The 20,052-nt window shown below is 37.2% G+C and carries 14 protein-coding genes and 1 pseudogene; 14 read left to right on the plus strand and 1 reads right to left on the minus strand.

Annotated features, from left to right (window positions below; translation table 11 throughout):
* Positions 1 to 62 precede the first annotated feature (62 nt).
* The 13 genes and pseudogenes from IM319_RS19880 to IM319_RS19940 all read left to right on the plus strand — a co-directional run bounded on the left by IM319_RS19880 (position 63) and on the right by IM319_RS19940 (position 18,498).
* A complete protein-coding gene (locus IM319_RS19880; protein ID WP_287736667.1) occupies positions 63 to 4,823 on the plus strand; it encodes a non-ribosomal peptide synthetase in 4,761 nt (1,586 codons plus the stop codon).
* 39 nt (positions 4,824 to 4,862) lie between these two features.
* The gene (gene fni, locus IM319_RS19885) at positions 4,863 to 5,906 is read left to right on the plus strand and encodes a type 2 isopentenyl-diphosphate Delta-isomerase (protein ID WP_287736668.1); all 1,044 of its coding nucleotides are present in this window, start codon (positions 4,863 to 4,865) and stop codon (positions 5,904 to 5,906) included.
* Positions 5,900 to 6,532 (plus strand): LysR family transcriptional regulator, encoded by a 633-nt coding sequence (locus tag IM319_RS19890; protein WP_287078993.1) that lies wholly within the window; start codon positions 5,900 to 5,902, stop codon positions 6,530 to 6,532. The genes fni and IM319_RS19890 overlap by 7 nt, the downstream gene beginning before the upstream one ends.
* A 96-nt stretch (positions 6,533 to 6,628) precedes the next feature.
* Positions 6,629 to 7,255, plus strand: coding sequence for a cupin domain-containing protein (locus tag IM319_RS19895; RefSeq protein ID WP_286825446.1), 627 nt, complete (start codon positions 6,629 to 6,631; stop codon positions 7,253 to 7,255).
* Between the two features lie 48 nt (positions 7,256 to 7,303).
* Positions 7,304 to 8,104, plus strand: coding sequence for an SDR family oxidoreductase (locus IM319_RS19900; RefSeq protein ID WP_287736669.1), 801 nt, complete (start codon positions 7,304 to 7,306; stop codon positions 8,102 to 8,104).
* A 31-nt stretch (positions 8,105 to 8,135) separates the two neighbouring features.
* Positions 8,136 to 9,080 carry a putative capsular polysaccharide synthesis family protein gene (locus IM319_RS19905; protein ID WP_286825444.1) on the plus strand — a complete coding sequence of 315 codons (945 nt, stop codon included), beginning with the start codon at positions 8,136 to 8,138 and terminating at the stop codon, positions 9,078 to 9,080.
* A gap of 91 nt (positions 9,081 to 9,171) precedes the next feature.
* Positions 9,172 to 12,459 carry an amino acid adenylation domain-containing protein gene (locus tag IM319_RS19910; protein ID WP_287736670.1) on the plus strand — a complete coding sequence of 1,096 codons (3,288 nt, stop codon included), beginning with the start codon at positions 9,172 to 9,174 and terminating at the stop codon, positions 12,457 to 12,459.
* 29 nt (positions 12,460 to 12,488) lie between these two features.
* The gene (locus IM319_RS19915) at positions 12,489 to 14,225 is read left to right on the plus strand and encodes a condensation domain-containing protein (RefSeq protein ID WP_287736671.1); all 1,737 of its coding nucleotides are present in this window, start codon (positions 12,489 to 12,491) and stop codon (positions 14,223 to 14,225) included.
* A gap of 61 nt (positions 14,226 to 14,286) precedes the next feature.
* A complete protein-coding gene (locus IM319_RS19920; protein ID WP_287736672.1) occupies positions 14,287 to 15,063 on the plus strand; it encodes an SDR family NAD(P)-dependent oxidoreductase in 777 nt (258 codons plus the stop codon).
* 90 nt (positions 15,064 to 15,153) lie between these two features.
* Positions 15,154 to 15,624: a condensation domain-containing protein gene (locus IM319_RS19925; protein WP_287736673.1), complete on the plus strand. Its 471-nt coding sequence runs from the start codon at positions 15,154 to 15,156 to the stop codon at positions 15,622 to 15,624.
* Positions 15,625 to 15,722: 98 nt separating this feature from the next.
* Positions 15,723 to 16,178, plus strand: a complete 456-nt coding sequence (locus tag IM319_RS19930) for an acyltransferase (RefSeq protein WP_287736674.1) — start codon at positions 15,723 to 15,725, stop codon at positions 16,176 to 16,178.
* Between the two features lie 6 nt (positions 16,179 to 16,184).
* Positions 16,185 to 16,331, plus strand: a pseudogene (locus IM319_RS22790) (acyltransferase); the annotation flags it as partial.
* A gap of 172 nt (positions 16,332 to 16,503) precedes the next feature.
* Entirely contained in the window at positions 16,504 to 18,498 is a 1,995-nt protein-coding gene (locus IM319_RS19940) for an ABC transporter ATP-binding protein/permease (RefSeq protein WP_287736675.1), read from the plus strand.
* A 114-nt stretch (positions 18,499 to 18,612) separates the two neighbouring features.
* On the opposite strand, the gene IM319_RS19945 is transcribed toward IM319_RS19940, so the two are convergent.
* The gene (locus IM319_RS19945) at positions 18,613 to 19,065 is read right to left on the minus strand and encodes a porin (protein ID WP_287685106.1); all 453 of its coding nucleotides are present in this window, start codon (positions 19,063 to 19,065) and stop codon (positions 18,613 to 18,615) included.
* 155 nt (positions 19,066 to 19,220) lie between these two features.
* On the opposite strand from IM319_RS19945, the gene pyrE reads away from it, so the two are divergent.
* Positions 19,221 to 19,808, plus strand: a complete 588-nt coding sequence (pyrE, locus tag IM319_RS19950; protein WP_287078978.1) for an orotate phosphoribosyltransferase — start codon at positions 19,221 to 19,223, stop codon at positions 19,806 to 19,808.
* The last annotated feature ends 244 nt before the right edge of the window (positions 19,809 to 20,052 follow it).

Consider the following 20,052-nt stretch of genomic DNA (forward strand, 5'->3'; position numbering starts at 1 on the left):
CAGCCAAACATCACCCCCATTCCAGAAATACCAGAACATTAATTAGGAAAAGGATACTATTAATGAAAGTCGCAGAATTTTTATCTTACTTAAATAGTTTAGAAATCAAGCTTTGGCTGGAGGAAGAAAAGTTAAAATATCAAGCTCCCCAGGGAGCGATGACACCGGAAATTAAGCAAGAAATCGGCACTAGAAAACCAGAAATTCTTGCCTTTTTAAGAAGTGCAATAACCCCGTCTAAGACGTTTGAATCTGTTATATCTCCCGTTGCCAGAACTGAAGATTTACCCCTATCTTTTGCTCAACAGAGAATGTGGTTTCTCTATCAGATGGATCAGCAAAATTCTGCTTATAATGAAGCTCTAACCATCCGTTTAACGGGACGCTTAAACATTGACATTTTAGAGCAAACGATTAATGCTATTATTCAACGCCATGAGAGCTTACGGACAACCTTTCCAATGGTTGAAGGAAAACCCATTCAAAAAATTGCTCCATTTCTGAAGATTAAATTATTAGTTGTTAATTTAAAAGATATACCCCAAGAGCAAATTGACAAACTGATTATTGAAGAACTACAAAAACCCTTTGATTTAACTCAAGCTCCCTTATTACGATCTACTCTTTTTGATTTGGGATATGAAAATTATATTTTAGTCAACGTTTTCCATCATATTATTATCGATGGTTGGTCAAAAGGCATTTTATTTAAAGAATTATCTGAATTTTATCAAGCATTTTTATCCAATTCAACCGTAGATTTACCCGAATTAACCATACAATATGCCGATTTTGCCGTATGGCAAAGACAATGGTTGCAAGGTGAAATCTTAGAAAACCAATTAAATTATTGGAAAAAACAATTAACGGCTGCTCCTCTTTTATTAGAACTTCCCACTGATAAACCCCGTCCAGCTAATCCCAATTTTCGAGGTCATAGTATCTCGTTTCAAATTAACTCAGAACTCACCGAAAAACTAAAACTTCTGAGTCAAAAGTCAGGGGCGACTTTATTTATGACCTTACTGGCTGCTTTAAACACTTTACTGTTTCGTTATAGTGGTCAGGATGATATTTTAATCGGAACACCCACGGCCAACCGAAATCGACAAGAAATTGAACCTTTGATTGGTTTTTTCGTCAATACTTTAGTGTTGCGGAATTCCCTAGAAGGAAATCCAGCTTTTTCAGGATTATTACAGCAAGCTCGCAATGTTGTTTTAGAAGCTTATGCTAATCAAGATGTACCCTTTGAGCAGGTGGTTGATGCGTTAGAAATCGAACGAAGTTTAAGTTATAATCCCTTATTTCAGGTCATGTTTGCGCTGCAAAATGCCCCCCTCAATTCTTTAGAATTACCCCATTTAAAAGCTCAATATTTAGCCGTTAAACACCAGAGAATTAAATTTGATCTCAGCTTAATTTTAGAGGAAATAGAGACGGAACAAGGCTCTTATTTAGAAGGTTTTTGGGAATATGATAGCCACCTATTTACCGACGAAAGAATTACTCGCATGGTGGGTCATTTCCAAACCTTATTAAAGGGAATTGTAGCCAATCCTCAACAAACCGTCAGGGAATTACCTTTACTGACTGAATCGGAAAAACAGCAATTATTAGAAGAATGGAATCAAACTCAACAAGACTATCCTCAAAATCTATGTATTCATCAACTATTTGAAGCGTGGGTAGAACAAACACCAGATGCCATAGCACTAATTTTTAAAGGTGAACAGCTAACCTACCGAGAACTAAACAGCAAGGCGAACCAATTAGCAAACTATTTACAAACCTTGGGGGTAAAACCAGAAACACTGGTGGGCATCTGTATCGAACCTTCCCTTGAAATGATAGTAGGGATTTTAGGTATCCTGAAAGCAGCTGGCGCTTATGTTCCCATAGACCCTACTTATCCATCTGAGCGGATCGCTTATATGCTCGATGATTCGCAACTAGCAGTTCTATTGACTCAGGAAAAACTGGTCACCTCGTTACCACAGCATCAAGCACAAGTAATTTGCTTAGATTCCGATTGGAAAGAAATCTCTACCGAAAGTAAAAGTTCCCCTATCACTAGCCTAACACCAGAGAACTTAGCTTATGTCATTTACACTTCTGGCTCAACCGGAAAGCCGAAAGGAGTTCTCGTTGCTCATCGAGGATTGTGTAATCTATCCCAAGCACAAATCAAGCTATTTGACGTGCAGCCGGATAGTTGTGTCCTTCAGTTTGCATCCATTAGCTTTGATGCTTCTATTTGGGAAATTGTCATGGCTCTTTGTGCGGGGGCAAGGCTTTATCTGGGAACGCGGGAAGAACTACAACCGGGACAACCTTTACTGCAACTATTACAAGAGCAGGAGATTACCCATTTGACTCTTGTGCCATCAGCACTCACCGCTCTGTCCAGTGAGAACTTGCCAGCATTGCAGAATATCATTGTTGCAGGAGAACCCTGCCCTCCTTCTTTGGTTATTCAATGGGCTAGTGGACGGCGTTTTTTTAATGCTTACGGGCCAACGGAATCCACTGTCTGTGCTACAGTTGCACAGTGCTTTGAAGACATGGATGTGCTGCCCATTGGTCGTCCGATCGCAAACACCAAAATCTATATTCTTGATCGCTATCTCCAACCCGTTCCTATTGGTGTTCCTGGGGAATTACATCTTGCCAGCGTTGGATTAGCTAAAGGATATCTCAACCGTCCAGAGTTAACCGATTCTAAATTTATTACTAATCCTTTTAGTGAAAAAAGCAGTGATCGCCTTTATAAAACCGGTGATTTAGTTCGTTATGGAAACGATGGACAAATTGAATTTGTGGGTCGCATTGATGATCAAGTTAAGATTAGAGGTTTTAGAATTGAATTAGGGGAAATTGAAAGCGTTCTCAATCAATATCCCCAAGTTAAAGATGCTATTGTAATTGTCAGACAAGATGAGTTAAAAACCAAGCGTTTATATGGTTATTTTATTCCTAAAACGGAAGCCTTAACGTCCCAAGAATTACGACAATTTATACAAGATAGACTGCCAGATTATATGATACCAGCTTTCTTAATTCCCTTGGAATCTTTTCCCCTGACTCCTAATGGAAAAGTAGATCGCCGCGCTTTACCTCTACCCAAAATTAACCCAAATGAATTAGAAAATTATGCAACTCCTAGTACAAAAAATGAACAAATTCTCGCTCAAATTTGGCAAGAGGTTTTAGGACTTAAAACTATTAGTATTAACGATAACTTTTTTGAATTGGGAGGAGATTCTATCTTAGCCATTCAAATCATTGCTAAAGCGAATCAAGAGGGATTAGAAATTACTCCTAAACAACTATTTGGCTATCAGACAATCGCTCAATTAGCCATCCTAGCGGAGACGACTGCTGCCACTGAAATTGACCAAGGATTAGTCACAGGTGAAGTTCCCTTAACTCCGATTCAACAGTGGTTTTTTGAACAAAACTGGCCCGAACGTCATCATTTTAATCAATCTATCTTGTTAGAAGTTCCCAATAATCTACAACCAGATTTATTGAAACAAACTATTTCTAAATTACTCTATCACCATGATGCTTTGCGGTTACGCTTCATTCAAAAAGGGGAAAAATGGCAACAAAATCACAGCGACGATTGCAATAGTTTTGCCTTTGAATTGGTGGATTTATCTCATCTGTATTGCGATGAACAAGTAACCACCCTAGCTGAAATTTCAGAAGTTCAACAACGGACACTCAAGATAGATCAAGGCCCCTTAATGGCGGTGGTTTTCTTCAAATTGGGTGATAGTGGACGATTGTTAATTGTGATTCATCATTTAGCAGTAGATGGAGTTTCTTGGCGGATTATTCTGGAAGATTTAGCCACGATTTACCAACAATTAGAAAGCCAAGATTCTCAGGAACTTCCCCAAAAAACCAGTTCCTTTAAAACTTGGGCTGAAGAATTGCAAAACTATGCTCAAACCCCAGAATTTAACACGCAATTCAAGTATTGGTTAAACCGTGATTTACCCTCGGTTTTCCCCCTTCCTTTGGACTATCAAGGTGAAGCTAAGTCCAACATTGTTGCCCATGCACAAACGGTTTCTTTCACCTTAACTGAAGAACAAACCCGCTTACTGTTACAGGAGGTTCCCCAAGCTTATAATACCCAGATTAATGATATTTTATTGACCGCTTTAGTCCAAGCTTTTAGCCATTGGACAGGGAGTGATAGGCTTTTGCTTGACATGGAAGGTCATGGAAGAGAGAATGTAATTGAGTCCGTGAATTTATCTCGAACTGTAGGTTGGTTTACCAGTATTTATCCCGTCTTTTTGACCTTAGAAAATCTTGATCATCCGGGGGAATGTCTCAAGTCCATTAAAGAGCAATTGCGACAAATTCCGAATCGGGGATTTGATTATGGAATTGGATATTATCTCAACTCGGATTTAACGATTCAATCCCAGTTAAAAAATTATCCAAAAGCTCAAGTTAGCTTTAATTATTTAGGGCAATTTACTGACTCTCAGATAAGCTCTCTAGGCGGAAAATTTGCTAAGGAATCGAGTGGTTCTATTCATAGTCCTTTAGGGCAACGTTCCCATTTAATTGATATTAATGGAATTGTTGTCGGGGGCAAACTAGAAATAGAATGGCAATATAGCGAAAAATTTCATCAAAAAACAACGATAGAAAATTTAGCCGCTGCTTATCGAGATTCTTTAGAAAGCCTGATTAACCATTGTTTATCAGCAGAAGGAGGTTATACTCCATCGGATTTTCCCGATGCGGATCTTAATCAAGCAGAACTAGATGAACTGCTCTTGGAACTCGATTTTTAACCTCAACTTAATGTTTAACCCTCATACTTGATAATAACTATGTCACAGCCTAATCTTCCCAGTGAAATTGAAAATCGTAAAAGCGAACATCTACGAGTTTGTATCGAAGAAGATGTGGAATTTCAACAACTTACAAGCGGTTTAGAAAAATATCGTTTTACCCATTGTTGTCTTCCTGAACTTGACCGCAGCGATATTGAATTGGGGACAACCTTTTTGGGGAAATCTCTAAAAGCTCCAATTCTAATCTCTTCCATGACTGGAGGAACAGAATTAGCCCATTTAGTCAATACTCGATTGGCAATGGTCGCTCAACGCTATGGTTTAGCGATGGGAGTGGGTTCTCAACGCATTGCACTCGAACAACCGGAATTAGCGCCGACCTTTGCAGTCCGTTCTCTGGCGCCAGATATTCTCCTGTTAGCGAATTTAGGGGCTGTACAGTTAAATTACGGCTGCGGTTTAGAGGAATGCCTCAAATTGGTAGATTTATTAGAAGCGGATGCCTTAATTCTCCATCTCAATCCTTTACAAGAATGGGTACAATCGAAAGGGGACAAGAATTTTAAAGGATTAATCGATAAAATTGCGTTAATATGCTCAAAATTACCCGTTCCTGTCATCGCTAAAGAGGTCGGCAATGGCATCTCATCGATGATGGCACAGCGATTAATTGAGGCCGGAGTCGCTGCCATTGACGTAGCCGGAGCCGGGGGGACTTCTTGGGCAAAAGTGGAAAGTCAAAGGGCAAAAGACCCTAAACAGCGTCATCTCGGACAAGTTTTTGCCGATTGGGGTTTACCTACGGCTGAATGTATTACCGCCATTCGTACTCTGAATTCAACCATTCCCTTAATTGCTTCTGGTGGCTTAAAAAATGGCTTAGATCTTGCCAAATCCATCGCTTTAGGAGCCGATTTAGGAGGGTTGGCTCGACCGTTTCTCGTAGCAGCGATTGAATCAGAAGCCGCCGTTGATGAGTTAGTGAAATTTTTAATTGCTGAAATTGAAATTGTTTTGTTTTGCACCGGAAATCCTAATTTATCCGCCCTTAAAAATTCAGGAGCCTTAAAACCATGTTAAAGTTTTCAATGGAATTGTGTTATCCCCAGCCTGATGTCAAAACTTTAAGCGTTGGCACTTTGGGTCCAAAAGAAACCAGCAGCGAACAAACCTTAAATTATCTAATTTCTCAATGGAAATTACAACAGATTTCGGTTAATAGTCATTTATTTGATAGCTTTACAGAGTTAAAGGAATCTTTACTCCAATATCAGATAGATTTGGCGTTAGTACCCCATGCCTATGAAAGAATTAATGATTTCTATATGGAACCAAGTTTTAAACTAGGTTTTATCTTCACCTATCCCACACCCGTTTACGGATTAGCCAAGCGAAAAAATGAAGAAATCATTTTAGAAAATTGCACCCTAGTCACTCATCCCGCTCCTCTTCCTTTACTTCCTTATTTATTACCGTGTGACCTAAATCAAAACAAGATTAAAATCACATTGGTGAATTCTACCAGTGTTGCCGCTATTCACGTTAAACAGGGGTTGGCAGATTTAGCGATTACCAATGAAAATGCCCTCCGAGAACATGATTTAGAATTTGTTTCACAATATGGTAAAATTGAGATGAGTTGGTCTTTATTCTACAAAAAGGAAAACACCATGATTCAAGGTATTTATTTACCTGTGCATACCTAAAAAAGCTACCTATCGGCTCAGAATAGTTGCCTTCATCACATAAAAATAATTGAGAAGTTAAATCTCAATTTCATTTTGAACCTGTACCCTAAAATCATGTCTGAATTTTTCCCAATTCCCAAGTATATTAAACTCAATCCTCATGTAGAATTAGAGGTTTTTCAATGCCAAGATACCATTTTTCAGTTATACGTTATAGCTCCCAATGCTAAACTTGAATCCCACCACCATCCTGAAAGTCAAATTGGCATGGTATTCTCAGGAGAACTGGAACTGTATATTGAAGATGTGATTAAACCCTTAAGACCTTTGCAAGATGTTTATATAGCTGATGGCAATATTCCTCATGGTGCTTTTAATCCTTTATCAGAACCGATGATTGGATTTGATCTTAAACGGATTACCTCTTCTTTACCTTCCCAAGACGTTGTATTAACCCTATCAAACAACCAAGATCAAATCACTCATTTACCTTGTCAATCGGTTAAGGGTTCTTGGTTTGAAATTGTCATGACGACAATTCCTTCCGGTTACTCCATTCCCCCACATCAAGGTGAGCAAGAAGAAATCGGATTTATTTTGAATGGAAAATTAGAAATCTCCATAGAAAATGAAGAACAGTGTTTAGAATATGGTCAAATTTATTATACTCCTTCAAGGGTTTTGAAAAAGGGATATAATTCATCGAATCAAGATATTAATTTGATTAAAATTTTAATTTAGTTCGTTTTAAAATTTTAAGTTTAACCTCAAAATGCTAGTGCAAAGTTTATGGATTTAGGATTAAAAGATAAAGTGGCTTTGATTACGGGAAGTAGTGCGGGAATTGGGTTGACCATTGCTGAAAAATTAGCAGAAGAAGGCTGTCACTTAATTATTTGCGGTCGCAATTCCCAACGCTTAGAACAAGCTTATCAATCTCTGGCTCAAGCTTATCCTGCCCAAGAAATTCTGCGTTTAGTGGCGGATGTTCATCAAGCTCAAGATTCTGAACAATTAATACAGGACTCTTTAAATCAATATGGCAAAATTGACATTTTAGTTAATAATTCTGAAGGAGCTAACTTTGCTGACAATTTAATTGAAAACCTTTCCGATGACGATTGGTTAAACGTTTTTCAGGGAAAATTAATGGGTTATATTCGCTTAACCAATTTAGTGTTACCGATTATGAAAAAACAACATTGGGGAAGAATCGTTAATATCATTGGGACATCGGGGAAAGAGCCATCCCCTCGTTTAGTTAAATCGGGTGTTGTCAATGCAGCTTTAATGAATTTTACCAAATCGGTAGCTAGACAAACTGCCCCCTATAATGTTTTAATTAATAGTATTAACCCCGGCGTTATTGACACCCCTAGACATCGAGAATATTTAGAAATTTATGCCAAAAAGGAAGGAACAACCCCAGATTTAATCCGAGAAGGAATTCTTAAAACAATTCCTATGAATCGGATTGGTACGACTGAAGAATTTGCTAATCTCGTTGTATTTTTAGCTTCAGAATGCGCGAGTTATATAACGGGAATTACTATTCCCCTCGATGGTGGTTTATCCTCGTCAGCATTTTAAATTTAACCCTCCAACATCATCAACAAGCATCATGAACACACAAACTAAACTCTCAAACCAAGCTCTTAACTATTATCCCATCGCAGATAAACAGGTTTTTACCGTGTATTCCTATATTAGTAATAGGATTAATATGTGGAAGACAGAAAGACAATTAAAACAAGAACTTCTCAATAATTCTTCAGTAATCTTTGTTTATCAAATGGGGAAAGTTGGTTCAGTGAGTACCTATTTGACCCTGAAAAAAAAACTACCAGATCAAGCGATTTATCATATCCATAATCTGAATTCAGAACATTTCTCAAAAATTTGGGAAGCAATGCAACTGGATCAACATTATCATGCTTTTACCTTTGGGCATTCCTGTATTACCAAATATTTAAGCGAACATATTGAAGAAATCAAAGGTCAAAAAAGCATTAAAATTATTACCGGAGTCCGAGAACCCATCGCCCGTAATATTTCTTGGTTTTTTCAAATCATTGATTGTGCGTGTGTTTTTCCTGAATTTTTCATAAAATATGAGAAGGGATTAATCACAATGGATGATATTATTAAGAAATTCTGGTCTCAAAATTTTGTCTATGGAAAACAGTATGACTGGTTTGAGGAAGAATTAGAAGCTGTTTTTGGCATTGATATTGCTTCCATTGATTTTCCGAAAGAAAAAGGTTATGCGATTGCGAATTTCCCAGACCGTAATATTGAATTATTAGTCTTAAAGTTAGAGAAACTTGATTCTTGCTTAAAAGAAGCCTTAGAAACTTTTTTGGAAGTTGAAAATTTAAATTGTGAACGACTTGACCCAGCAGACTTTTTAGACGAGAATGACTATCTCATCTATGAGAATTTAAGAAAGAGTCTCACCTTTAGTGATGAATATTTAGAAGAGATTTATGATCAACCATTAGTGCGTCATTTTTACACCGATGAAGAAATTAACAAATTTAAACTCAAGTGGTCTAGTCAACGTTAAAGGTAATTCGTTCTAAGTTGATCGGGTTTCTTGAATCAACCATTATTCAGGAAACCCACCCGATTTTTATTTAATCTATTGGAAAAAAACAATGGTAACACCTCAAAAATCTAACGTTAGTAAAAAAGATATTGAATCCATTTATCCCCTTTGTCCCATGCAGCAGGGGATGCTGTTTCATTCTTTATATAATCCAGAATCAAAGACGTATTTATCACAAATTCAAATCACCTTACAAGGCAATTTAGATATTAATGCGTTCCAACAAGCTTGGCAAAAAGTAGTAGATAGACATAGTATTTTACGGACTTGTTTTGCATGGAAAAAAACCAAACAGCCTCTGCAAGTGGTTAGAAAAAATGTCAGCTTGCCTTGGTTTAATTATGATTGGCGCTCCCATTCTCCCGCCGAACAAGAAACTAAATTTCAAAAATTATTAACCTCTGATAAAGAGCAATATTTTGAATTAGATAAAGTCCCCTTACTTCGATGTCATTTAATTCAATTCGAAGATAATAAATATGAATTCATCCATACCGGACATCATATTTTATTAGATGGTTGGGCAACAGCAATTCTGTTGAAAGAAGTTTTCGAGTTTTACGCTGGATTTATCAACCATCGACCCGTTAATTTACCCACACCTCGCCCTTATCAAGATTATATCAATTGGGTACAACAGCAAGATCAAACCCAAGCCGAACTCTTTTGGCGACAAAATCTTCAAGGCTTTACCTCTCCAACTCCATTAGTCGTTGATAAACCGTTAAATCCTCTTGTTACTCAAAGTAAAAATTATCTTCATCAAAAATCAAAACTTTCTCCAGAAATTACCAGTCGTCTGAAATTACTCGCCCAAGAATATCGCCTTACTCTTTCTACCCTAATTCAAGGAGCTTGGGCTTTATTATTACATCATTATAGTAGTGAATCAGACATTGTATTTGGGGCAACCGTTTCGGGGCGACCGCCCAATTTTACAGGGATTGAATCGATGGTTGGTATGTTTTTAAATACCTTACCCATTCGCATCCAAATTGATCCTCAACTTGAATTATTAACTTGGTTTCAACAATTACAACAAGAGCATTTAGAACGAGAGCAATATAGTTATAGTTCTCTAATTGACATTCAAAAATGGAGTGAAATTCCTGCTCCTCATTCAGTTTTTGAAAGTTTTGTTGTCTTTGAAAATTTACCCTTTAGCGAAAATGATAGTGAGAATTTAGGCGGTTTACAAGTCGGGGAAATGCAAGATTATGGCAATGCTGATTATCCCTTAACCGTTATTGTCACCCCTGGAGAAGCCTTAACTATTAAAATTATTTATCCTCAAGAACGATTTGAAAATGACACCATTGAACGGATGTTAGGTCATTTTCAAACCTTATTAGCAGGAATCGCCATTAATCCCCATCGCCAGATTCAAGACTTACCTCTGTTAACGGAAGCAGAACGTCAATTATTATTAATTGAATGGAATCAAACGATACCAGAAAATCCCATAAAACAGTGCGTTCATGAATTATTTGAACAACAAGCCATCAAAACTCCTTCAGCCATTGCTGTTGTTTTTCAAGAGCAACAATTAACCTATCAAGAACTGAATGAGTCTGCCAATCAACTGGCTCATTATTTACAAAAAATCGGTGTGAGTTCTCAATCTTTGGTGGGGATTTGTTTAGAACGGTCTGTCAATATGGTGATTGCCGTTTTAGCAGTGTTAAAAGTAGGCGGTGTCTGTGTTCCCCTAGACCCAACCTATCCTCAAGAAAGACTTTCTTACATCCTGCAAGACACCCAACTTCAAACCTTATTAACCCAAAAAAATTGTCAATACCTTTTAAACAGTGAAACCATTTCTCAACGGATTTTATTGGATGAACAAGGGTCAGAAATTGCCTTAGAACCCAAGACCAATCTTGACAACCCCGTGAGTTTAAAGGATTTGGCTTATATTATTTATAGTTCAGGCTCTACGGGTGTACCCAAAGGTATTATGATCCTGCATCAATCCTTAACTAATATTATTGAGGATCATCGGGTAAAAATGTCACCAGAGAGGAATTTTTTACAATTTGCTCCCTTTAATTTCGATGTCAGCTATCACGAAATCTTTGCCGCTTTGTGTTTAGGGGGGAGCTTATTTATTGTTCCAGAAGATTCGCGTTTAGACCTTGCTAAATTAAGTCAATTGTTCGCTAAGAATCCAATTCATAAAGCAATTTTGCCCGTTACTTTGTTACAACAATTAATCGAAACCTATAGTGAGGAAACCTACTTATTTGCTAACTTGCGTGAAATTATTTCAGCTGGAGAGCAATTACAAATTACTTCAACGATGATTTCTGTATTCAAAAAACTCGAACATTGTACCCTTTACAATTTTTATGGACCCACAGAAGCGGATCTCGTTACCAGTTATACCTTTGACCCTAATCCTGAGCTTTGGCCGAAGTATATTCCCATTGGTAAACCCGCTATTAATGTGCAAGTTTATATTTTAAATTCCTATCTTCAACCCGTACCCATCGGAGTCACTGGGGAGTTATATGTTGCGGGTGGCGGTTTAGCGCGGGGTTATTTCAATAATCCCCAATTAACCCAAGAAAAATTCATTCCTAATCCCTTTAGCGATAATTCATTGCTGTATAAAACTGGGGATTTAGCGCGTTATTTACCCAATGGAGATATCGAGTATCTAGGAAGAATTGATGATGGGGTGAAAGTTAGAGGTTACAGAATTGAATTAGGGGAAGTGGAAACTATTTTAAATCAACATCCTCAAATTGCTCAAGCTGTTGCTACAGTTCAGGGAGAAACAGCCAGAGAAAAATATTTAGCTGCTTATTTTATTCCCCGTCCAGGTGAAACCATAAACCAAGTTGAATTACGTCATTTCCTCGAAAACTGGCTACCCGATTATATGATTCCCTCTGCTTTTATGGCGATGGAATCTTTTCAACTCAGTCCTAATGGTAAGGTTGATCGAAAAGTATTACCAATACCCGATAAAAACTCCTTATCATTAACTCAAAATTATGTCGCTCCTCGAACTGCAATTGAAGAAGTTTTAGCGGAAATTTGGGCAGAAATTTTAGAAGTCGAACGAGTTGGGATTGAAGACGATTTCTTTGTGTTAGGTGGACATTCTTTAAAAGCGATTCAACTGATTAGTAAAATCCGTCAAACCTTAGAAATTGAAGTTTCTGTGCGCCAACTTTTTAATCACTCAACTATCAGCCAATTAATTCAAGTCATGATTGAATTAGTCGGGAATGAAGAGTTGCTGAATGAAATTGCTGTAACCGTTCAAGAAATTTCCCAACTTTCACCAGAAGAAGTTCAAGCTTTATTATCTCAAAACAAAAAAAAATAAGTCAACCACTCCTGAATTATTAATTACAAATGAAAAACAACTCTCAAGATCAACAAAAATTACTCAAGCTCCTGCTTCAAAAAAAAGGTATTAGTTTTAAAAAAGTAAATACTATACCTAAACGCCAATCATCCAACTCTGAATTAATTCCTATCTCTTTAACTCAGTTAGAACTTTGGTTTTTTGCTCAATTTTATCCAGAAAATTGTATTTATAACTTGCCTTGTATTTATCGCATTGAAGGCTTGCTTAATGTTCCTGCACTAGAGGAAAGCTTAAGAGAAATTGTCAAACGTCATGAAAGTTTGCGGACAACTTTTACTTGTATAGATGGGAAAGTGTTCCAAAAAATTACAGATGATCCAGTTTTTGATTTTTCAATTCTTGACCTACAAAGACTTAGTGAACTGGAGCAAGAAAAAGAAACCAAAAGATTATTTTCAGCAGAAATTAACCGACCTTTTGACTTAGAACAAGGTTCATTATTTCGCAGTAAAGTTATAAAATTTGCTGAAGATAACTATCTGTTAATCATGATAATCCATCATATTATTGCTGATGGTTGGTCTTTGAATATTTTAACTAAAGAGTTAGGCATTCTTTATGAAGCTTTTTGTCTGAATAAACCTTCACCTTTGCCTGAATTACCGATTCAATATGGTGACTTTTCTCTGTGGCAATGGCAATCAATAAAAGATAATTCATGGCAATCTCATCTGGATTTTTGGAAGAAACATATAGGGATTAACCCACCCATTTTAAAACTTCCTACTGATTACCCACGCACAACGGCTCAACCTGTTGAAGCAGCCATTCATTATTTCCTCATTTCTCAAAACTTAACAGACGCATTAAAGTCATTAAGTCATCAAGAAAAAGCGACTTTGTATATGACTTTATTAGCCGCCTTAAAAATATTACTCTTTTACTATACACAACAGACAGAAATTATTATTGGTGGAGTTGCGGCTAATCGTAACCAACCCGAAACACAAGATTTAATCGGACTTATGGTTCAGTTTCTCCCCTTATATACTCATGTAGAATATCAAGCCAATTTTCGGGACTTGCTGCATCAAGTAAAAGAAATGAGTTTAGAATTTGATGCTTATCAAGAAATTCCTTTTATCACGTTAGTGGAAAAATTAAAACCGATTAGAGATTCTCAATATGCTTTGTTTCATCAAGTTATTTTCCTTTTCCAGAATGCTCCTAAACAAGATTTAAAATTCATCAATCTGACAGTCACAGACGAGTTATCAAAAATGGATATAGATGCCCATAGTGCTGAAAATGATTTAACTATATCCCTTGAAGAAACTGAGCAAGGTATGAAAGGTGCTTTCGTGTATAAAGCTGATTTATTCACGACTGAAACTATTACTCAAATGGAACAATATTTTCAGCAGTTATTGAAGAATATTGTCACTGATCCTGATAAAACCATTTCTGATCTATGTCCTTTATCTGAATCCGTCTCCTTCTCCGGCAATACTTCTCCCTTGTCTTTATCAATCAATGAAATTAAATCTAATGACTTACCCCATAATCTAACTAGAGAAACCGTGATCAATATCTGGCAAGAAGTTTTAGAATTAGAAGAAATTAGTGTTAATGATAACTTTTTTGACCTTGGGGGAGATTCTCAAAAAGTTATTCAGGTAATTGATAAAATCGGTAAGATTATTAAAATTAATTGTACTTTGCGTGATTTTTTTGAAAATCCCACTGTAGCCCGTCTAATCACAACCTTTAAAAATAAATGAATTTAAGCGTATTTCCCTAGCTTTAAAAATGGTATGATTACAAAAAAAATACAGAAAAAAAATGACAAATCATCTCTTTGATTTAACAGGTAAAGTTGCAATTATCACGGGCGCTGCCCGAGGAATTGGTCGGGTATTAGCGCAAGGGTTAGCACAAGCTGGAGCTAAGGTGGTAATTGGTGATATTAATCAAGTTGGTGCTGAACAAACGGTTCAACTCATTCAAGAAGCAGGCGGCGAAGCCATGGCAATTCACACCGATGTTCGTCAACGTCCAGCTTGTCAGAATTTAATTGAACAGGCCGTTGCTCATTATGGTCAACTCGATATTATGGTTTGTAATGCAGGGGTTGAAATTCTCAACAACACTCACGAATTAGAGGAATTGGAATGGGATGAGGTCATTAATGTTGACTTAAAAGGTTATTTTAATTGCGCTCAACTCGCAACCAAACAAATGCTGCAACAAGGTACAGGAGGTTCAATTATTATGAATTCTTCTATCTGTGCTTTCGTTGCTGTTCCCAAATCTTCAGGAGCATATAGCGCCGCAAAAGGCGGTGTCAATCAATTGGTAAAATCCCTAGCGGTCGAATTAGCTAGTAACAAAATTCGAGTCAATGCTTTTGCACCAGGGTATATGAATAATATGATGGAAGGAACAGAAGGTTTACGTTCAACTGGGGATGAAATGGACGAATTATATACTAGAATTCCCATGAAACGAACCGGAGATTTACAAGAGTTAATTGGTCCCGTCGTATTTTTAGCCTCCGAAGCTTCCTCTTATGTAACCGGAGCAATTTTAATGGTAGATGGAGGTTATACCGCTATTTAGCATCAATAATTAAACAATTTTTAGGTTGATTTGTATCCATCAAACCAACCTAAAATCACTAGATTAAAACCTATTTAACCCAGGGTAAAAATGAATCATAACTCTCAAGACAAACAAAAATTACTCAAGCTGTTACTACAAAAAAAAGGAATCGGTGTCAAAACAAATACGATACCGCCTAGAGATAAATCTCAACTTGTACCGCTTTCTTTTTCTCAAGAAAGACTTTGGTTTTTGTACCAATTGGAAGCTCAAGGCTATACCTATAATATGCCGTTTCGCTTTCAAATTGATGGCAATTTAGATATTGATATCTTTAGGAAAGCTTTGGAAACTCTTATGCAACGTCATGAATTGTTGCGAACTTGTTTTCAAGAAGTTCACGAAATTTGCCGACAAATTATTAACCCGAAAATTCAGTTAAATTTGCCTTTATTGGATTTACTACAAGAACTTTCTCATCTATATGAAGCTTTTTTACAAAAACAATCTAATCCTTTACCAAATTTCCCTATTCAATACGGTGATTTTGCCGTTAGGCAAAGACAACAGTTATTTTGAATATTTTATAAAAGTGGGTTTTTAACACAATAAATGTCGATTTTATTACACCCCTAAATTCAAAAAATCCAGATCATGAATTCCACGAGGTCAATCTTATGTTTAATCTAAGACATCAATTATATTTATTGATTTCAAAATTTTTAGAAGAACAAGAACGAATCGAAAAACGTAAACAACTTTCCGACAATGCCACATTTCACAGTTCCGTCAAATTTATCGGAAACTGTGAAAATTATAGGGAAGATAAAAGTTTAATTCAAATTGGAGAAAATACAGTAATTATCGGAGAATTAGTTATATTTCCTTATGGTGGAAAAATAGAAATTGGTAAAAATTGTTATATTGGTGAGAAAACTCGAATTAGATCAGCCAATTCTATCAAAATTGGCAACGAAGTTATAATTTCTGATGATGTCAATATTTATGATACCGATGCTCATTCATTAAATTATGTTTTAAGACATAAAGAATTTGTGGAAGTCGTGATTTTAAATAATCTGATTAAGGATGCTAAGGATGTTGATATACAATCTGCACCCGTGGTGATATAAGATCATGTTTGGATTGGATTTAATCTGGCAATTCTTAAAGGAGTTACGATGGGGAAAGGAGCAATTATTGGAGCAGGTTCGGTAGTGACAAAAGATGTAGAACCTTTTACTGTAGTTGCTGGGAATCCTGCCAAAATTATCAAACGATTATGAATCTGATCCAATTCGCTTAATATTCATTCCTGATCTGTAGAAAATCCAGAAAATAGTCGTAATAAAATTTGTGATAATAATGGAGATTTTTATGGTATGCTGAATGAATGTCTATCTCTTAAGTTAGACATTCAAAGTTCTAATGTCCCCATTTTAGCACAAGGAGAATCCTATGAGTGTTGCCGAAAAAACCTCAGATAGTATAAATCTCAAAGAAGATGTTCAAACTTTCAATCAATCTCTTCAAGAATTTTTAAGATTTATTCAAGCTTATTGGTATCCTAAAGAACACCATGATAGAGCTTTTTCACAGATTATTCGTTCCTGGGGAATGCTAGTTTTATTGTTTTTGTTATTAGTGGGAGTAGTCGGACTTAATGCGTTTAATAGTTTTGTTTTTAGAGACTTAATTACCTTCACGGAAGCTAAGGATGCAGAAAAATTAACCTATTTTGTCATCATTTATGGGATTACCCTAGGCAGTATGACGTTTTTCGGAGGATTGTCTAAGTTTCTTAAAAAACTAATTGCGCTGGATTGGTATCAATGGATCAATAGTAGTATCTTGCAAAAATATTTTGAAAATCGGGCTTATTATCGAATCAATTTTAAAGGAGATATTGAAAATCCAGATCAACGTTTATCCCAAGAAATTCAACCCATCACCAGAACAACGATGGACTTTTTAACAACCTGCGTCGAAAAACTCATGGAGATGCTGGTTTTTATTGTCATCCTTTGGTCAATTTCTAGAACCATTTCTATAGTGCTTCTGGTTTATACGATTATTGGAAATATTCTTGCTGCCTATATTATTCAACAATTAAATAAAATCAATAAACAACAATTAGACGTGGAAGGAACCTATAAATACGCCATTACTCATGTTCGTACTCACGCTGAATCAATTGCATTTTTTAGAGGGGAAGAAAAAGAGTTAAATATTATTCAAAGGAAGTTCAATCAGGTGATTAAAATCATTATTGAAAGAATTAATTGGGAAAGAACCCAGGAATTTTTTAACCGTGGCTATGAATCCATTGTTCAAATCTTCCCCTTCTTAATTGTTTCCCCATTATATATTAGTGGTAGAATTGAGTTTGGACAAGTTAATCAAGCCAGCTATTGTTGCTATTTCTTTTCCACAGCTTTATCCGTGTTAGTGGATGAATTTGGACGCTCCGGTCAGTTTATTAATTATATTGAACGTTTAGAAGATTTTTCCCAAGCTTTAGATACTGTAAGCGAACAAACCAACCAGGTTAATACCATTAAAGTCATTGAAGATAACAATCTAACTTTTGAGGATGTCACCTTACAAACTCCCGATGCTGCTAAAGTGATTGTCGAACATTTATCCCTGTCCGTTGAACCAGGGGAAGGTTTATTAATTGTTGGTCCAAGTGGTCGAGGAAAAAGTTCTCTTTTACGCGCTATTTCTGGGTTATGGAATACAGGTACAGGTCATTTGGTGCGACCTCCCCTCGACGATTTATTATTTTTACCCCAACGTCCTTATATCATTTTAGGAAACTTGCGTGAACAGCTAATTTATCCTCAAACGACAACGGAGATGAGTGAATCCCAATTAAAAGAAATATTACAAGAAGTTAACCTGCAAGATGTTCTTAATCGCATCAAAAATTTTGATGAGGAAGTGGATTGGGAAAATATTTTATCTTTAGGAGAACAACAACGTCTAGCCTTTGCGCGACTGTTCGTTAATCAGCCAGATTTTGTGATTTTAGATGAAGCCACCAGTGCTTTAGATTTAAAAAATGAAGATCATTTATATAAACAGTTACAACAAACTGGAAAGACCTTTATTAGTGTCGGACATCGAGAAAGTTTGTTTAACTACCATCAAAAGGTTTTGGAACTTTCCGAGGATTCTACTTGGCGATTAATGAGAATGGAAGACTATCATCCATCAGCAGCGATTGCCACTCATTCTAACAATGCCAAAACCGTTGATGAAACCATAGAAATTGTCTCTGAAATTAACAATCAAGACAATTTTACCCATCAAGAAATGCAAAAACTGACCAACTATAGCTTAAGTACCATCAAAAATAAAGCCAGTCGAGGTCAAACGATTATTGGCAATGATGGCATGAGCTATCGTTATGACAAAACCCTTGATATTGCCAAATGGGTGAGAGTTTAGCTTCTCAGGGAGCTTCGATCGAACTTAAAAAGGCATCTTGCCGCAGTTCGGGAACCTTCAAAGAAGATTCTCGACCCATTACATTGTTCGCCAATTCCGAGTTAAATTGGCGGATTAAAAGCCGCCTGGACTTAAATAACTGGGATTTTCCTGTAGGGAAGTATCGAAGGGATTGAGTAAATCTTGGGTGCGAATTAAGGGGCCGGACTGTTGCTGTTGCATGACATCATAGTATAAAGTTTCGGTCAATTTGGCATCCCGGGTAATCATATTATCGAAATAGGAACCTTGGGGAAAAGTACGCCAACCAAAAAGAGAGTTTAACTGTCCTAAAATGTTGGTGTAGTCGTAGAAACGACCCGTATTGTTATTAACAGCGCGGTTAAACAAACCGGGGATATTATTAAATCCCACCGCCGTATCGGGAGAGGGGACAAGTTGCAATTGTTGGATTTTTACCGGTGGGGGATTGGTGGCGGGTGGATTTTGGGCGATCGCACTAGGCGGACTCAACCAGACTAAACCGGTTAAACAAAACAGAGAAGGAAGTAAAAATTGAGCGCGCATGGGTAAAAATCTCCTCACAGGGATAGGGTTAATTAAAAAATCCCGTCAATGGGACGAGAAAGAAATCAATACTAGCGATCGAGTCAATATATAATGACTTTTGGCTCAATTGTAACCGAAATTTTGGAGTCAGTTAGGCTCCCAATCCTGAAAATATGGCTAATTCCTCGGTAGCGACTCTCGATACTGCTTCCCTGCGTCAATTTCTCCTCGATGCTCTTGTCCGTCTTGCCTATCGAGAGGGGGACTTCACCCTGTCTTCAGGACAAAAAAGCCGCTACTATATCAACGGTAAACAAGTTACCCTCACTGCGGAGGGAGCTTTAGCCGTGGGGCGTTTATTGCTGTCTCTACTGCCTCTAGATACCCAAGCGGTGGCAGGATTAACCCTAGGGGCGGATCCGATTGTCAGCGCGGTTAGTGTGGTATCTGCCTACGAAAATCGCCCGATTCCAGCTTTAATCGTCCGCAAAGAGGCAAAAGGCCACGGGACTATGGCTTATATCGAGGGGCCGACTTTAAACCCCGGTGCTGCGGTGGTTGTCCTCGAAGATGTGGTGACAACCGGGAAAAGTGCCATGGTAGCGGTAGAAAGATTACGGGATGCGGGTTATCAAGTAGATTTAATCATTGCTTTGGTGGATAGAGAGCAAGGAGGGGCGGAATTTTACCAATCTCAGGGAATAAAGTTTCAAGCTTTGTTTTCAATTCGGGATCTACAGGCGGCCTATCAGAAAAAATAGCGGCGATTGGCAAGAAACGCTCGATAACTGGATTTTAAAAGTCGGTAAAACTTATCGCACAAAGGACCGGAGAGCGGCTTTAACTGCCTAAACGGTAACTTATCTAGGGTCTGCTGAAAAAGTTTTTCGGTGGGGGTTGGGGGTTGGGGGTTGGGGGTTGGGGTGTGGGGTGTGGGGTTTTACCCATTTTCAGGTGGTCAATTACCTAATTTTCAGGGAAAAAGTCCCTGAATTTTCCCCCCAA

The sequence above is a fragment of the Microcystis sp. M113S1 genome, assembly GCF_020246945.1.
GTDB lineage: Bacteria > Cyanobacteriota > Cyanobacteriia > Cyanobacteriales > Microcystaceae > Microcystis.

Bases quoted from the DNA above. Each gene is read 5' to 3' on its own strand.
- IM319_RS19880 (WP_287736667.1), top strand. From the start codon at position 63: ATGAAAGTCGCAGAATTTTTATCTTACTTAAATAGTTTAGAAATCAAG.
- fni (WP_287736668.1), top strand. From the start codon at position 4,863: ATGTCACAGCCTAATCTTCCCAGTGAAATTGAAAATCGTAAAAGCGAA.
- IM319_RS19890 (WP_287078993.1), top strand. From the start codon at position 5,900: ATGTTAAAGTTTTCAATGGAATTGTGTTATCCCCAGCCTGATGTCAAA.
- IM319_RS19895 (WP_286825446.1), top strand. From the start codon at position 6,629: ATGTCTGAATTTTTCCCAATTCCCAAGTATATTAAACTCAATCCTCAT.
- IM319_RS19900 (WP_287736669.1), top strand. From the start codon at position 7,304: ATGGATTTAGGATTAAAAGATAAAGTGGCTTTGATTACGGGAAGTAGT.
- IM319_RS19905 (WP_286825444.1), top strand. From the start codon at position 8,136: ATGAACACACAAACTAAACTCTCAAACCAAGCTCTTAACTATTATCCC.
- IM319_RS19910 (WP_287736670.1), top strand. From the start codon at position 9,172: ATGGTAACACCTCAAAAATCTAACGTTAGTAAAAAAGATATTGAATCC.
- IM319_RS19915 (WP_287736671.1), top strand. From the start codon at position 12,489: ATGAAAAACAACTCTCAAGATCAACAAAAATTACTCAAGCTCCTGCTT.
- IM319_RS19920 (WP_287736672.1), top strand. From the start codon at position 14,287: ATGACAAATCATCTCTTTGATTTAACAGGTAAAGTTGCAATTATCACG.
- IM319_RS19925 (WP_287736673.1), top strand. From the start codon at position 15,154: ATGAATCATAACTCTCAAGACAAACAAAAATTACTCAAGCTGTTACTA.
- IM319_RS19930 (WP_287736674.1), top strand. From the start codon at position 15,723: ATGTTTAATCTAAGACATCAATTATATTTATTGATTTCAAAATTTTTA.
- IM319_RS19940 (WP_287736675.1), top strand. From the start codon at position 16,504: ATGAGTGTTGCCGAAAAAACCTCAGATAGTATAAATCTCAAAGAAGAT.
- IM319_RS19945 (WP_287685106.1), bottom strand. From the start codon at position 19,065: ATGCGCGCTCAATTTTTACTTCCTTCTCTGTTTTGTTTAACCGGTTTA.
- pyrE (WP_287078978.1), top strand. From the start codon at position 19,221: ATGGCTAATTCCTCGGTAGCGACTCTCGATACTGCTTCCCTGCGTCAA.